Annotated in this window: 8 protein-coding genes and 1 tRNA gene; all 9 read right to left on the bottom strand. The window is 62.5% G+C overall.

The window, feature by feature from the left end; translation table 11 throughout:
* Positions 1-46 precede the first annotated feature (46 nt).
* On the bottom strand, positions 47-3454 hold the full coding sequence (locus IAE77_RS04300; RefSeq protein ID WP_294222354.1) for a chemotaxis protein CheB: 3408 nt from the start codon (positions 3452-3454) through the stop codon (positions 47-49).
* Between the two features lie 159 nt (positions 3455-3613).
* Entirely contained in the window at positions 3614-4039 is a 426-nt protein-coding gene (locus IAE77_RS04295; RefSeq protein WP_294222351.1) for a hypothetical protein, read from the bottom strand.
* 232 nt (positions 4040-4271) lie between these two features.
* Positions 4272-6440, bottom strand: a complete 2169-nt coding sequence (locus IAE77_RS04290; protein WP_294222348.1) for an adenylate/guanylate cyclase domain-containing protein — start codon at positions 6438-6440, stop codon at positions 4272-4274.
* 25 nt (positions 6441-6465) lie between these two features.
* The gene (locus IAE77_RS04285) at positions 6466-8214 is read right to left on the bottom strand and encodes a ShlB/FhaC/HecB family hemolysin secretion/activation protein (RefSeq protein WP_294222345.1); all 1749 of its coding nucleotides are present in this window, start codon (positions 8212-8214) and stop codon (positions 6466-6468) included.
* A gap of 16 nt (positions 8215-8230) precedes the next feature.
* On the bottom strand, positions 8231-12013 hold the full coding sequence (locus tag IAE77_RS04280) for a filamentous hemagglutinin N-terminal domain-containing protein (protein WP_294222342.1): 3783 nt from the start codon (positions 12011-12013) through the stop codon (positions 8231-8233).
* A 25-nt stretch (positions 12014-12038) separates the two neighbouring features.
* Positions 12039-12923 (bottom strand): FecR family protein, encoded by an 885-nt coding sequence (locus tag IAE77_RS04275; RefSeq protein WP_294222340.1) that lies wholly within the window; start codon positions 12921-12923, stop codon positions 12039-12041.
* A gap of 230 nt (positions 12924-13153) precedes the next feature.
* Positions 13154-13228 (bottom strand) — tRNA-Thr (locus tag IAE77_RS04270).
* 90 nt (positions 13229-13318) lie between these two features.
* Positions 13319-14713: a hypothetical protein gene (locus tag IAE77_RS04265; RefSeq protein WP_294222337.1), complete on the bottom strand. Its 1395-nt coding sequence runs from the start codon at positions 14711-14713 to the stop codon at positions 13319-13321.
* Between the two features lie 65 nt (positions 14714-14778).
* A complete protein-coding gene (locus tag IAE77_RS04260; RefSeq protein WP_294222334.1) occupies positions 14779-16890 on the bottom strand; it encodes a c-type cytochrome in 2112 nt (703 codons plus the stop codon).
* Positions 16891-16901: the final 11 nt, after the last annotated feature.

Genomic DNA, 16901 nt, shown 5'->3' with positions numbered 1-16901 from the left:
GATGCCCGGCGCGTCGCGGAAACCTTCGTAATAACGAAACACCGGATCAAGCTTCAGCAGCCGGGGCGTTTTCTTCGCTGCCGTCATCGGCACGGTAGCGTGGCGGCAGGTCGAGTCGGGAGAGCAGCTCATTGACTTCCTTCTTCAACTCAATCATGCGGATCTCGCGTCCGACAGCCGCGTCGTTGAAGCGCTGCAGCTCGTCCATCTGTGCATGCAACAGGTCGTCGGCCTGCTTGCGCTCCAGCGCGTCGGTGGCCTGCCGTGCCAGGAGGTCGAAGAAACGCAGCTCTCGCTCTGTGGGGCGGAAGTGGCGCTTCCAGTGCGTGGAGATCATGCCGAGGATGCGGCCGCAGCGTGCGACGAGGGGAGTCGATTGCGCGGTGAGCAGTCCGGCCTCCTCGCGGTGCCAGCGGTCGTTTCCGGTGAGGTCGGGTGCCCCGGTGTCGAAATCCATGATGACCCGGTGCCCGGAGAGAAGAGCGCGTCCGCAAGGGGTGCTGGCCCCGGCGTCCACGTCCAGGAAATGTTCCGCCACCTGCGGCGGCACGCCACGATGCGCCACTAACCGCAGCAACTCCATCTCCTGGTCGTACAACTGCACGGTGCCAGCGTCCGCCCGCATGATGGCCACCGCCGCGTCGAGGATGGCGTCGAGCAGGATTTGCACGTCGCCTTCCACGATGAGCTGGGAGGAGACGTGGGAGAGGCGGGTCATGGCATCCAGCTCACAGGCGAGCATCTGCGTGGCCTCGCGGCGTTCGGTGATGTCCACAAAGGTGAGCACGACGCCGGCGATGTGGTCCTCCAGGGTGCGATAGGGCTGCAGGCGGGCGAGGAACCAGCGCTCCTCATCCCGCACCTCGCGTTCGACGGGCACCAGGGTGCGCAGGACCTGCTCCGCGTCGCTGATGAGCGCGGGGTAGTCGAGCCGGTGCTTCAGGTGGGCGAGCGGACGGCCGACATCCCCCGGGATGAGGTGGAAGAGGTCCACCGCGCTGGGGGTGTAGCGGGTGATGGCGAGCTCGCGATCCAGGAAGATGGTGGCGATGGCGGTGGAGGCCATCAGATTGGAGAGATCGGAGTTCGTGCTGGCCAGTTCGTCCACCTTGACCTTCATCTCCGAGTTCACGGTGGTGAGCTCCTCGTTGATGGACTGCAGTTCCTCGCGGGAGGTCTCCAGCTCCTCGGTGGCGCTGCGCAGCTCCTCGTTCATGGCCTGCAGTTCCTCGTTGCTGGCCTTCATCTCCTCCGTGCTGGCCTCGTATTGCTCGATGGTGTCGCGCAGGTGGCCTTTCACCTGCTCCAGCTCGCGTTCGAGCTGGCGCACAACGGGTTCATCGCTGACCCTCGGCTCTCCGGAATCAGGGCGGGTGCCGCCGGCGACGGGATCACGCGTTTCAAACACGACAAGCAGGAAACCGGAGGCGATCTCGGTGGCCGGAGTGACGCGGATGTCGAGCAGGCGCGGCTGGCCCTCGACCTGCAGCGGCAGATCAGCGACGGTGACGGGCAGGCTGGATTCCGCGGCGCGGAACAGGGCGCCGCGCAGCTCCACCCGCACCAGGGGATCGACGAGGCGCAGGAGATTGGCGGTGGGCTCGCCGCCGCTGAATTTCAAAAAGCGGCCGGCATTTTCAGAGAGATGGACGATGTCATGGTCGGCATTGACGATGACGGAGGGAGGCGAGAGACGCTCCAGCAGCTTGTAGTGAAGCTCCGCCATGGTGGAGCGGTCCAGCGGCGGGGACTGCATGGGCGGGAAGGACGCGGCGGCCTCCGCCAGAAAGCGGCGGCCGTGCACCACCGGGCCGGTGTCGGCACGCTCCTGCGCCTCGATGGCACGCAGGAGGGTGCTGGGGCCGGTGGGGACGGGCAGTCCCGAACGCGGTGCCGACTGGTGCTCGTAGATGCGGTGTTTTTTGTCGAGGGTGCGGAACAGCGTGGTGCCGTCATCGACGGACTCGGACGTGCCCAGGAAAAGCAGGCCGCCGGGCCGCAGGGCGAAGTGAAAGGTGTCGAAGACACGGTCCTGCGCGGGACGGTTCAGATAGATGAGCAGATTCCGGCAGGAGATGAGGTCCATGCGGGAAAAGGGCGCGTTCTTCAGCAGATCATGCGCGGCGAAGAGCACCATCTCACGCAGCTCACGCCGCACGCGATAGCCGCCGTGCTCCTTCACGAAGAACCGACGCAGCCGGTCCTCGCTGACGTCCGCCTCGATGACGTCCTGAAAATGACCGCCACGAGCCTGGGCGATGGCATCGTCATCCAGATCGCAGGCGAAGACCTGCAAAGGGGGCGGCACCTCCATCTTCCGCGCGTGCTCCAGGAGCAGGATGGCGATGGAGTAGGCCTCCTCCCCCGTGGCGCAGGCGGGCACCCACACGCGCACGGAGTCGCTCTGGGTTTTGCCTTCAAACAGCCGCGGGATGAGCTGCTCCAGCGCCGCGAAGGCCTCGCGATCCCGGAAGAAATTCGTCACGGAGATGAGCAGGTCCTGCAGCAGCGCCCCTGACTCCCCCGGATGCATGCGGAGGAAGGCGAGATAGCCGGGCATGTCCTCGACGCCATTGACCTGCATGCGCCGGGCGATGCGGCGGAGAATGGTGGCCCGCTTGTAATAGGAGAAGTCACGGCCGGTGCGCGTGCGCAGGTAGGTGAGCACATCGCGCAAAGCCGCCTCCGCCTGATCGCCGGAGGGCTGCACGGGCGTGGCCGGCTGCGGTCCTTCCTCCGGCGGCAGTCGCAGCTTCTTCTCCTTTTTGACGTAAGCCAGCAACCGCTCCGGCATCTGCGCGACCTTCAGCACCCAGTCCACCATGCCGGTCTCAATCGCGGAGCACGGCATGCCGGTATGCATCGCCTCCTCCGGGTCTTGGGCGATGGTGAGGCCGCCGCGTTCCTTGATGCGCTTGATGCCCAGCGCCCCGTCCCCATCGCAGCCGGACAAGATGACCGCCGCGGCGTGAGGACCGTGCGTGTCAGCCAGGGAGCGGAAGAACAGATCCACCACCACGCGTCTGCCACGCTCCACCTCCAGCGGTTTCAGGCGGAGCTTTCCATCCGTGGCGGAGAGATTTTTCCCCGGCGGGATGACATAGACGTGGTTGGCCTCGGCCGCCATGCCATCGGCAGCCTGCAACACCGGCATGGAAGTGGCCCCGGCGAGCACCTGGGCCAGGCTGGACTCATGCGCGGGAGAAAGATGCAGGATGACGACGAAAACCATGCCGCTGTCCGCCGGCATCGCGCGGAAAAAATCCTGCAGCGGAGCGATGCTGCCTGCCGAGCCACCGATGCCGACCATGGGCACCATGTGATAGCCGCGTGAAGGCACGATGTCGTCAAACAGGTGTCCGCACTCGTCCTCGATCAAATCAGGGGATGTGGAGCCGGTGCTGCCTTCATGAGGCACGCTTGCTTCTTCCAGATTGGGCTCGGGGTCGGACATTCGGGTAGGAGTTATGTCTGCGAGACGCACGCGCCGGAATGCGCACGCCTCCATGTCGGCTGCTGACTGTGAAGATCAAGGAGGCTTTCAAACTGGCGGCGAGACTGACGGCAGAACTCACCCGGAACCATAAGAATTCGCTCTGAATCGCACGTGGCGTCACGCATGACGCGCGGGATCGGTGAATTCCAGGTCCCGCAGCCACTTCAAGCCGCGGGCATCGAGAGGCCCGCCATCGAGGTCATACCAATGGTCGTCGCGATATTGCGCACGCTGCGGCGCCTCGTCGCCGATAAAGGCCCATACGAAGCCCGCGTCGGAGGGCGGGTCGGCCAGTCCGTCATGCCGCGTGGCCCAGACGTTCGGCGGACGGGGCGGTTCATCCGGATTTTCCGCCAGCGGCAGCCAGTGGCTGATTTCCGCCACGGGTGCGCCAGCCAGATCCGTCCAGCGCACCTCCGTCATGAGCGTCTCAGGCTCACGCCGCACGGTCACGCCGTCCCAGCCCCAGACGATCTCATCCAAAGGCGGCAGCGGATAACCTGTGGCGTTGCTGCGCCAGGATGGATGATGTGTTGCGCTCATGCCTTTCAAATCGCGACCGAAGCATGAGATGGATGGCTGCTAACGCTGCCAAAAAGTGAGGCGCGGGACCGGTGAAGGTCTCGCGCCTGACAATCACTTCCTTTGTTCTCTTCCATGCGGTTGAGTTGTGGTCGTGATCACTGATTGCATCGCAACCACGGCCAGGAGCGGATGTCTCCACCGCAAATTTTTTCACCACAACTGCGAACTGCGAACTGCGAACAAGGCGCCCTCACTTCGTCTTCATGACATAAACGCCATCCCAATCCGCTGGCGGCGGATGTTTCTTCATGACGTCGCAACGTTCGAGCATGACGAGGGACGGATTTGAGTCCTGATGGGTTTCACGGCTGAGCGCCTCCAGGAACCAGGCCTTCGCACCGTCCCAATCCTGCCGGAAGTAGAGGTTCATGCCGTTCTGATACATCGTGAGGCATTCCCGCGTGGGCGCGGATACCTCGTTCGCGAAGCCGACCAGCTCATACATCTCCACCGGCTTGCTGCGGCCTTTCACCACGATGCGGTCGAGGAAACGGAAGACGATGTCGTCCTTGAACTGCTGTGCGAGGGTCTTCGTCTCTCCCGTGATCATGGTATAGACGCCGTAGCTCTTCGCGCCGCTCTCGCTGCGGGCGGCCAGGTTCACGGTGTCTCCCATCATGGTGTAATTGAAGCGCCGGCGTGAGCCCATGTTGCCGATGATGGCCTCGCCGGAGTTCAGACCGATGCGGGTCTTCATCTCATACACGATGTCCGGCCAGCCACCTGCCTGCCGCCACTTCGCGCGCAGTTCGATCTGCCGTTTCTGGATCAGCAAGGCCGCGCGGCAGGCGCTGTGGGCATGTCCTTCGAAATACAGCGGTGCTCCGAACATGCCGACGATGGCGTCGCCGATGAACTTGTCGAGCGTGCCGCCGTTGTCGTGCAGGATGTCCGTCATCTCGGTGAGATAGTCGTTCATCAGGTTCACGAGCTGCTCGGCGGACAGTTTCTCGGAAAAGGAGGAGAAACCGGCGATGTCGCTGAAGAAGGCGGTGATCTCCGACTGCTGGCCGCCGAGCTTGGGCTCCTCACCGGAGGAGATCATCTGCTTCACGACATCCGGCGCCACGTAAGTGCCGAACATGCCGGTGATGCGGCTCTTGGCGCGCAGTTCGATCATGAGGCGACGCAGCAAGGCGCCGCCTTCCACGGCGACGAAGCCGAGCACGGGCCACGCGACGGGCAGGTGAAGGCTCTCCTTTTGAAAAAAGAAGAACGCCGCGCCGACATAGGCCACAATCATCAGCGCCGGCACCAGGATCGACACCAGGATCGATCCGTGGCGAAGCACCAGCACCGTGACGAAGGCCAGTACGATCCACACCGCGATGACGAGCAGCGGATCGGGCTTTGTGATGAAATCGCCCTTCAAGATGCTGCTCAGCGCATTGGCATGGATGAGCACCAGCGGCGTCTGCGGGCTATGCGGCGTCGGCCCGAGGTCGGACAGGCCCGTGGCGGTCTGTCCGATCAAAAGAATCTGTCCGGCGACCGGCGGAAACTCTTTGGGCCACTCCTTGCCCTGAAACTCCGCCAGCTTCGCCACCAAGCCCGCATACGGGAAAACGGTGAAGCTGTGCGGGTGGCGGTAGTTCACCGTCAGACGCCCTTCAGCATCGATTGGGATCTCCCAGGTCTTGTCCGTGCCTTTCACGCGAATGTGGCGGCCCAGCAGCACCTCGACCGCGTCGGTGTCGAGTCCTTCGCTTTGCAACAAGGCCTGCAGCACGAGGCTGGGAAACACCCGCGTGCCACAGCGCACCACCAGGGGCAGCTCACGACGCACGCCGTCGGTTCCGGGCGGTGAATTCACAAAACCTGTGTGCGAACTCTCCGCGAGGATCGGCACGGGGATCAAACCGGTGTCGTTGCCGATGATGCGGCCTACATCGCCCTCGATGCGGGTGATGGCCTTGGTATTGCCCGCGTATTCGGCGGTGAACTTCGACGCATGCTCCAGCGTCTCCGCCGCGGCGGCTGTGATGGAGGAGCTGAGCAGCACGAGCGCGTCACCAAACTTCTGATCGATGGCCGGATCCGCGCTGGGTTCGGTGAATAGGAGGTCAAAAGCCGCCGCCGCAGGCGGACGCTGGGAGAGCAGCGCCATGAGCTGCGCATGCACCTCCCGTGTCCACGGCCAGCGGCCGAAGGCAGCCAGCGCCTCCTCATCGATCGCCACGATGAGCACCTTCTCATGCGCGGGCGGGTCAAACCGCGCGCGCACCTGAAAGCGCCAGTCGAGCGTGAGGTTCTCCAGTTCCTGCCCCAGACGCGTGTGATCGAGCCCCAGGGCCAGCAGAAGCACCGCCGGCAGCAGTTTGATCACGAATCCAAGGCTGCCGCGCTTCTTTTTTTGCATGGAGATGGTCGGAGAGGATTCGCCTTCAGTATTTCACGTTCATGCCAAAGTGCAGACGACCAGGCGGCATGCTGGACACGCCTGAATGACGCAGGGTCCAGCCATAGGCAAGGCGCAGATCCAGATTGTCCCCGAGGCTGTAGCGCAGGCCGAGACCGGCACCGTGGAGGTTCTGATCCGGCTCGGAGGCGAAGTCTCCGACACTGGTGAGATAGGCAGCGTCGTAGAACGCGAAGAGATTCAGCGTGTCGCCCTCAAACACATGCATCGGCGGGAGATTGAGCTCCACCGTGCCACGCAGACCGGAGTCTCCACGGGCGATGCTCTCGCGGAAGCCGCGCACGGTGCGATAACCGCCCGCCAGCATCTGCTCCGTGGGCAGGAGGCGGTTGTTCGAATACTGGCCGGCCACATGCATGACCAGGGAGAAGCCTTTCGGCAGACGCAGGAGGCGCTCCAGTTCCGCCACCGCATACCAATACTCCGCCTGCGATGCCGCACGGAGCTGGTCAAAGGCCTCGTAGGTGTTCCTGCGCAGCAGATTGCCCGGGCTGTAAACGCCGGCAGCGCCGATGCGCGTGTGGCCGAGCGGATCGTTGATCACGAGATCGTAACCAAGGCGGAACTGCATCACCTCGGCATCCGAAGTGGCCAGCGACTGGCCGCCGAAAAGGATGTCTGATGTCGTGCTTTTGTAGTCGGCGGCAACGACGGCCTTGTGACGCACATTGCTCCAAGCGCTGGCGAGCGGCACCGTGTAGGCGGCGGAGAACTGGCGGTTTTTGCCACTGATGCCGAGCGGAACGCCCGTCTGCCCGCTTTGAATCTCATTCTCCGCGATGACGCCGATGAGTTGCAGCCGGTGCCGCCAGGGAAACGGAATGCTCCACACGGCAGCGTGCGCTTTCAGCCGGTCGAGCTCCTGATTGCCGGAGAATTGATAACTCAGCGACTGCTCCGTGCCGAGCATCTGATACCAGTTGAAGCCGCCGGTCACTTCATTCAGGCCCGTGGCGGAGAGTCCGGAGTTCGCATAGCCTGAATAGACCTGGAAGGGCCTCTTCTCCTGCGTCTTCAGCACGATGTCGCTGGTGCCCTCCTTTTTCCCGCGCTCGTAGATGACGTTGACGTTGCGGATCGGATTCTCGTTCAGCCAGGCGATGTCACGGGAGATGACTGAGGTGTCGATGCGCGAACCGGGTGCCACGCGGATCTGGCGGCGCATGTAATCAGGAGACGAACGCTTCGCGCCCTCGACACGCACTTCTCCCATGAGCCCCTCGCGCACAATGATCTGCACGTTGCCACTGGAGATGTCCTGCTCCGGCAGATAAGCGTCCACGAGCGGGAAATCGGTGGCCTGATAGGCCTTGTTGATCCGTTTCACCAGCCGGTTCAGAAACGCCATGCTCACCGGCTGGCCGAGGAACTCGCTCTGAAGGCTTTCGGCGAGTTTTGGTGGCAGGCTCAAGGCAGGATCAACGACGAGCACGTTGCGCCTGCCTTTCGGCAGGGGTTTCATCTTCTTCGGCACCAGTTGCAGCCCGTGAAGATCGACACCGAGCGGTTTCGGATCGCCCTCGTCCGGCTTCGTGCCGGATGCTTGGCTCTGCGGCTGGGCCGAAGCCGCCGCCGCCTGATTCGGCGCCGGAGGGAGCACCTTCTCCATCAAGTTTCCAGCCCCGGCGGCAGCGGCTTGGGCCATGGCGGATGAGGTCAGCCCCTGCATGAGCAGCAACATCGCGATGAAGTGAATGGAACGTGGATTTTTCATGACACGACGAAAGCGATCAGCGGGTGGCACGGTCGAGTTCCTCCTGGCTTTGCTGGCTGGTGGCATCGATGAGACGTGCCTTGACGAAGGGACCGGGAAGTAGGGCATCGAGGGATGTGCTTTGCGTCCCATCGGCCGCCTGCATCAAGCCGGCGCCCGCGCCACCGGTGATCAGGGACAACTGGCTCATGCGAGGCGCGGCCAGCTGCGCAAGGACGGCGGCGGCGGTCTCGCTGCTGGCCGCCGTTCCTGATGCATCCATGCGTGTGAGGCCGTGTGTGTCATTCACGATGGATTCACCCGTGCCGCCCAGCGCCAGAAAGAGCTCCCCGACGGCTCCGACCGAGATGATGGACATCAGCGTGGCCTGTGTCTCGAAAGGAACGGGCAGACCTTTCAAGTCGATGCCAATGGTGCCGGCCACCGCCTCCACACGGGCCGTGCCATCGCCCCCGAGCACGGTGGAAAGCTGGCTGAAGGATTCGGGGCTGGCCGTTTGCGCGAGCGTGCCTCGCATGGCGAGTGATGGACTGGCTCCGCCAACATCAAGGGACTGCGCGCCGAGGGCGCTGTTCACCGTCACCTGGCTGACGCCGAACACACCGAACGACAACTCCGCGAGGGCATTCAAGCTCATGCCCGCATCGAGTTGCGCCACGGTGGTCACGCTCGGCGGCGGTCCCTGCGGATTCACGGAAACAAGGCCGGTGCCCGATCTCACCCCCATGGTGCCATCACCGCCAAGCGCGGCGTTCAATTCACTTTCCACTCCAGGCGCCGTGGAGGCATTCATCTGCGATTGGAGGTTCAGGCTCGGCGGTGGGCCGCCGCCGGGTGAAGCAAATCCGAGATTCTGACCCATCGCTCCGGCCACATTCGCCAGCAGGCCTCCGGTGGCTGCCGAGATGCCACCCACTCCGGCCGCACCGGCGATGGAAGTGGAGTTGAAGTTGTTTGTCTGCGTGCCCGAGCTGCCGCCAGGCGTGCCCGGCTGGGCATTTTGCAGCACGATTGAGCCGAAGGGCGTGCCGTCTGGGCGCACGCTCGCCTGCACCGGCGGCGCAGCGAAGCCGGTGAAGGTGATCGTGCCGAATCCGGGCTTCGTCAGCGGCGAGGTCGTGGGCTGGCTGCCATTCACGAACAGCTTGTTCGTGCCGCCGCCAGCGTTGAGGAACTGCGTGAAGGTGAAGAAGTTCGTGTTGCTGCTGTCATCGCCAGCGCCGAGTTCGAGATTGATGACAGAGACGTTTTGGAAGTCGTAGATCCGGCTTCCTGCGGTGATCCGGGCCGCGTCGAGAGTGTAGGTCTCACCCAGCGTGAGGTTGCTGTCATTCAGCGTGATCTGTGCATTGCCACCGCTGCCGATCAGCACGCCTTTGATGACCGGCTGCTGGTTCAGCACAAACTGGCTGCCTGTGAGCGTCACCGGTGCGCTGCCCGTGCTGGACACCGTGGCACCATTCACGGTGATGATGCCTCCACTCAAAGCGATCACACCGCTCTGCGACGTCACATTGCGCAGGATCGACAGGCCCTGCGTCGCCGTTCCAACGCGGATGTCTCCAACCGCTGACAGCCCCTCGGCAGTTCCGACAACGCCAATCGTCAAGGCCGTCGAATTCGTCAGCGTGACCGAACGCACGACACCAGCTGTCGCCACCGTGCCGATTTGGTTGCCGGTGCCATTGAGCGTGAAATCGCCGTCACCTTCCATCACCAGGCTGCTGGAGATCAGCGCCCCGTTGCCCGTGACGGCGCCTCCTGAGGTTTTCAGAGCGATGACACCGCCGGCCTGCGTGCGCAGACTCGCATCATCCAGGATGATCGCCGCTCCCGTCGATCCGCCACGTCCTGCGAGTGTGATGCCGCCACTCTGCGTGGAAATGGAGCCGTTGATCGTGATGCCATTGAAGTCACCCGGCAAAGGCGTTGTGCTTTGATTGGCACGAATGACCACGTTCCCCGTGGTGGTGCTGATGCCGGCTCCAGACTCGACCAACGCGGAACGTGCCGCACTGAGCGTGACGTCGCCACCTCCCAGGGACTCGATGGAGCCTCCCGCAAGCAGGATGAAATCACAAGCGGAGGTGATGGTGAGCGCGTTCGCGGCCGACCAGGCCATCGGGCCATTGATCACGACATTGCCATTGCCACCGGACGCCTTGAGAACCGTTTGAATCGCGAGATTGGCGCTATCGAGGAAGCTCGACACATCCCCATCATCAAGGCGGTTGGCATTCGACGACCAGGCACAACGATCCGCGATTTCCCATTCGCTGGAACGCAGCAGCAGCCTGCCAGCGCTTCCCTGCGGTGCGCTCAGATCCACGCGGCCGGTCAGGCGCTCGATGGTGACCGAATCACCGGCGGAAAGCTCCGCAAAGCCGCCATTGCCCGACGTATTGCCGCCTCTGGCCTGCACACGGCCGTCAAATCGGAGCTGGCTCCCTGAAGTGATCACCACTTTGCCGCCGTCGCCACTTTCAATCGCGTTGGCGCTCAACAGCGCACTGCATTCAACCGTCACGCAGCTCGAATCGAGCACGCTCGTCGCTCCCAACTCCCAACCACCGCCTGCAAACACACGACCGCCGCCCGTTTGGCCATCCGCACGAATCTCCGCGCCGCTTTGGATTGTCAGGGAGCTTCCTCCGAGGCGGATCTCGCCCCCCTTCCCGCCACTGCTGCTGGCACTGACGGTGCCCGCGATCGTTGTGACGGATGAACCAGCCTCGTTGGCCCCGATGTCGATCTGACCGCCTTCGGTCTGGCCGTCCGCCGTCACTGCAATGGCCCGACGAATCTCGACCTTCTCACCCGCGATGGCGACGTTCCCGCCTGCACCCGTCGTTCCATCAGCATCCACGCGGCCATTGATGGTCACCTGGCCGCCTGCTCCCGCTTGAACGGAGATCTGTCCACCTCTGCCAGCCGTTCCACGTGCCACAAGCGTGCCGCTGTTTTCAATCTTCCCGCCATCCGCCCGCAGCATGATGCGGCCGCCCTGCACCGTCGCGCCGGTGGCCGCCACACGGCCCGTGTTGCGAATGGCGAGGGCATAAACGTTGCCGCCATGGGCCTTGAGTTCAGCCACACTCGCCTCAATAACCCCACTGTTGCTGATGCCGTATTTTTTGCGAAAGCCGCTCGCCGTGCGGACGACCACGCGTTCATCGCCAACTGCTTTGATCAGCACTTCCGACCCAGCCGCGAGGCCGACGGTGCCATTCGGTGCACGGACGGTGCCGGAATTCGAAACCTGATATCCGATCAAGAACACATCGCCGCTGGACGCGGTGATCACACCTTCGTTCTTCACTTGGGCCTGCGAGGAGCCGCTGAAAACAAGGTCGCCCCCGGTCATGAAGGCGCAGTTGTCGAGGTTCAAGGTGGAGGCCGTCAGTCCGGCCACGTCCACGGTCGCACCGTGGCCGAAGACGATGCCATTCGAGTTGATGAGGAACAGATGACCATTGGAAGTCAGTGAACCATTGATGATCGAAGGATCGCAACCCAGCACCCGGTTCAACGTGGCCGAAGTGGCGTCTGGAACGATGAAGTTGGTGCGTTCCCCCGCATTGATCGAAAACGACTGCCAGTCGATCACCGCGCGATCACTGCTTTGGACGATCGTGGTAAGTCCTGGCACCGCATTTTGAATGATCGCGTCGCCATTGACCACCACACCACCGGTTGGATTGCCAAAGGATGACAGAGCCGCAAAAAACAGCAGCGCCGCGACGCATTCCTGATAACGGAATGCGCAACTCGTCCATGAAAATGGATGCCCTGACGACATGAATGTGCGGGTTCGTCAGAGCTGTTTACCGGCCAGGAGCCGCAGATTCGAGCGGCGTCACCACCACTTCGCCTTCCTTGGTCTGCACGTAGCCTTTGCCGTTTTCAACGGCGACGGAATAAAACGCACCTTTCGCGACTGCGATGCCGCTGGGCGTCTTGATTTTGAAGTCCATCTTGCCATTGCCGCCCGGATTCACCAGCGCACCGATGGTGCCTTTCTTCAAATCGAGCAACACCTTCGGGTTCTCGGCAGATTCGACCAGTTCGTTCACCACCACTTCAGAATTCGGACCGATCTGCACCGCGGACGTCGTCGTCATGGTCACCGTTGCGCGGGAATCAGGTCCCGTTTTGATCGTGCTGCCGGTGGTCACCACATCACTTTCCTTCAAAGCGCGGGCCTGACCGCCGAGCGGCGTCTCATTCACCGTGCCTGCCACGACGGTGACCTTGCCCGTTTGCGGGACCTTCTTTTCAACATTGGCGGGAATCACGTCCACCTTGCCATGTTCGACCTTCACGAAGCCCTTCCCATCCTCCACCGCCACCGCATACATGGTGCCGCGTGCAGCGGCGATGCCCGTGGGGGTCTTCACCTTGAAGTCCATCGCTGCCTGAGCCTGCGGCTGGATCAGCGCACCAAGGCTGCCGGACTTGAGGTCAATCAGCACCTTGGGGGTCGCTTCCGAATCGACCAGTTCCATCATCACCGCGTGTGAATTCTCCGCGATGCGCACGGCAGACTGTTTCGTTGTTTTGATCACGGCCCGGGAACCAGCACCCGTTTTGACAGTCGCTCCGACGGGAACCGCGTCACCGGCCTTCAGCGGCACTTCAGCACCACCACCAGCCGGAATCATTGTCACCGTTCCCACAGCGATGGAAACAACACCGCTGTCAGCAGCCACGGCTTGTCCGCATAGGACAAGCGTTAGCAGGAGGCAGCAGAAAGACTTCATTGGAGTCGGGGGCGCGTGGCTCATAGGTGCATCGATTGTTGTTTAATCACAACGACGATATTCGCGAATCCCGGCCCGACGCTCCAATAATTGTAAGAAGAAAATAACAATTACCACAGCCAGAAGACCCCGTTAGAGATCGCGAGTTGAGCATGCGGATTCCCACAGGAGATTGCGGGTGGAGCCAGCAGTCGGAATCGAACCGACGACCAGCGGTTTACAAAACCGCTGCTCTACCGCTGAGCTATGCTGGCATCGCGAAGGGCCGCGATAGTAAACGACTGCGTTCGTTCGGCAAATAGATTTCATGCCCTCGGCAGATGATCCGCACGGCAACCACTCACCTACTCCCTCAGTCGATTCAGCGTGTAAAACGCCATGCGGTGCCACAGCGACGTGCCGTCTTTCGCTTTGAGTTGAGGCAGCTCAAACTCATGCACGTAGCCTTCACGCAGGTTCGTGATGGTCACTTCGAGCATCAGTCCGTCGTCGGAGAGTTTTGAATCGCCGATCTGCAGCGGCTTCGCATCGAGTTCCTCCCCGCCATACTTGCTCTGGAAGGGGTAGGTGTAGCTCTGGCCGCTGATCTGGCCCACGCTGGCCTTGTCCACGGGCAGCGTGAAGGTGAAACGGAAGCCGGTCTTCGTGAGTTCGAGCTTCTGCACGTCCAGCGGCGTCTTTTTCGTCCAGACATACTTCTGCAGGCCAAAAGGCCGATTTCCTTTGCTGTTCCAGCCGCGGTTCGATTCGCCGACCACGAGCGATCCATCCGGAAGCATCGTCAAAGCCAGCGCCGCGCATTGCAGGCCGTCCACAAACGGAAAACACGCGCCCTGATACTCTCCGCCGACTTCTTCGAGGAATACACGGTTCACGCCGCTGAGCACGAACTCGCCGAGGAAGAGCTGTTTCTCGAACGGGCCGAACTTGCCGCCGCTTTTGTCGCAGGTGATGCCGGTGCCGCTCTGACCCATCTTCACATACGGCAGCCAAACCGCGGGCGGACAGTAGCCTTGCACGGTCTTCATCGCCTCGGCGACCGTGAGTGTGCCGTCGGGCTGCTTCGCGGCGATTTTCACCGGCGACTCCGGACGCATGGCATCGGGGATCGAGTCAGCATGACTGAAATACGCGCCTTTGCGGATGTGAAACAGCGGCGTGGTCGGCATCCAGTTGCCCTGCTGGTCGGTGACGAAGATTTCGCCGTCCGCGTCCTGCCCGATGCCGCACGGACTGCGGAATCCGGCGCTCCAAGGCTCCAGCGTGCCCTGTGGCGTCATGCGCACGACCCAGCCGCGCCACAGCGGATGCTTCTCCTCATCGCCCGCGCCTTTCCAGGCCTTGCCCATGCTGCAATTCAGCGAGGTGTAAGCATTCCCCTCCGCATCAAACACCGGGCCATACGCATACTCGTGATACGCGCCCGAAACACCCCAGCCCGTCGAGGCCGTGAGGTATTCGTCGGCTTTGCCATCGCCATCCGTGTCCCGCAGCTTCGTCACTTCGGCGCGCTGAGTCGCGTAAAGCGCTCCATCGTGCCATGCGAGGCCAAGAATCTCATGCAGACCGCTCGCGAAGAGCTGGAAGCCATCTTTGCCTTCGATCCACACCTCACCTTTGCGCAACGCCACCGCGAGCTGGCCTTTGTCGGTCACCGCCAGACCGCTCGCCTCAAAATTCACGCCCTTCGGCAGTTCATACGTTTCAAGGCGATAGTAGTCCGACTGCTGCTGAGCCAAGAGCGGAGAGCAGAGGGCCGAGAGTCCCAAACCCAGAACCACGAACCAAGAACCACGAACTGACGTTACCATGAGAGTGCCTCCTTCGTTTCCTTGCCGTTGATCTTCACGCTGCGTTCAAATCCATTCTTCTTCGGGCGGAGCGTGTCTTCGACCTGCCGGCCATCCTGACGATACAAGAACGTCGGCACGCCATCCTTGTCGAGCTTGTAGCCGCCGAACACGCGTTCGCCGGTCGCCGCAGGCAGTTCCTTAACGTCGGTGCCGAGCGGTTTGATCGGCGGCATCGCGCGATCCTGCCAGTTGCTCATCGCATCGAGGAAGCGTCCCTTCCAGATGATCGCCCAGCGGCTTTGTTGACCATCAAACGCCGCGTTCAGGCCACCAGGGAAGCCGACGCCGATCGCATGCGAGCCTGCGCCTTCAATGAAACTGCGGAAGACGATGGGCCGCTTGTCCGGCTTGAGTTCGAAATCCTCCGACGACATCAGCCCTTCCGGCAACGGCTGGCCTTCGACCTCGCGCAGATACGTCCAGAGGCTCTCGATGTCTTTGTCGGCCGTTTTGCGGCCCACAAACATCGGCGGCATCACCGTGCCAGGCTGCGTGACCTGAGGATTGAGCAGCAGCTCTTTGAAATACTCGGGCTGCAAGCGCTCTACCGTGTGCGTGAGCCGGATCACGGGCGGGCCGAGTGATTTGCGATCTTTGAGGCCGTGGCACGACACGCAGGCCAGTCCTGTCGCACCGAGCAGTTTGCGGCCGAGTTCGGCGCGGTGATGCTTTTCGAGGCCGCTGACGTCGATCTTCACTGGTTTGTCGAGTTTGTCGGCCTCGTTGAAGGCGCTGATGAGCATTTCAGTCTGCGCCTGGCCGAAATTCGGCATGCGCGTGTCCATGTAGGGCCGCACGCTGCCGCCTTCGCCCCACAGGGTCTTTTCAAACCAGCCGCGCGTGAGCTTGCGGCCCACCTTGTCGAGATTTGGCGGCAAATGGCCGAGCTGGCCGATGGATTCGGCTGTGGCGTCATTCACGCCGAAATACTGCGCGCGCGGATCCTCCGGCCCGCCTTTGCCATCGCGATCATGACACGCATAGCAGTTCAGGCGCGACATCTGCCAGTCCACCCGCTGCTGCGCGGTGAGTTTTTGTGCAGGCTTCTGAATCTCCGCCAGCGCGAGCTTCAGCGCCCGTTTCTCCAGATCATTCAAATCGAAGCGCGGTGTACCGCTGGGCTGCTTTTCGGCGAGACAGCCTTTCGCGGCATCGAGTTTCGTCAGTGCCGTCTGACGAGTCGGCCTTGACTGACCGGTCTGATGGCACGCGATGCAATTCATCTTCTCAAAGACCGCTTTGCCCTTCTCGACACCCTGCTTCGGAATCTTCAGCGCCGCACGCGCCGTCGCTTTCTCGGCCACGCGACCCACATGCAGATACGCCGCGATGTCCGACGCCTCCTGCTCACTGAGGCGCATGTCCGGCATGCGGCCGGCAGGACGAAAGTGGAGCGGATTCTTCAAGAAATGAGCCAGCGAGTTAAAGTCATACGCATCCGCCAGCGCGATCGGCACGGATGCGTTGCCTGGCTTCTCAACCTCCGCTTCGGCAGGCACTTTCGGCGGTCTGGCATCTTTGGCTGGCTCGTGACAGGCCACGCAACCCACCTTGTGATAAAGGTCCTTGCCGCGCTCCGCATCTCCCGCAGGCATCGCCGATGCCTCTTTCTTCAGCGCGCCCAGGTATTCCACCAGCGCTTCGACTTTTTCGTCATCGCCCTCCTCACCGGCAAACAAACCGGGCATCTGCGTGCCTTTTTTGCGCGTCTGCGGGCTGCGAATCATGAGCCACAGCGTGTCTGGATCGAGCCGTGAGCCCACCGCGCTCAGATCCGGCCCCGGCTTCGGTTTGAGCCGGTCCTGCCACGACTCGGGCGCGGCATGGCAGGCCGTGCAGTTCAACTCCGCCAGCAGCAGCAGCCCGCCGTTCACCAGCGCCTCATCCGGATCCTCTGGAATGTTGAACTGGTCGAAGGTGTAAACGAACGCGTGATCGATTGGCTCCGCCTGCAAGGGATGGGGCCGCGCTGGCGTGGCGCTGAGGAGGAAGGCGGCCAGCAGCAGCGCGGAATGACGAAATCCGAATGACGAATGACGAATGGCGGCAGGGGCGTGAATCATGGGAGCGGCGA

The sequence above is a fragment of the Prosthecobacter sp. genome (assembly GCF_014879935.1).
Lineage (GTDB): Bacteria > Verrucomicrobiota > Verrucomicrobiia > Verrucomicrobiales > Verrucomicrobiaceae > Prosthecobacter.
This window is presented reverse-complemented; position numbering and strand designations above follow the sequence as displayed.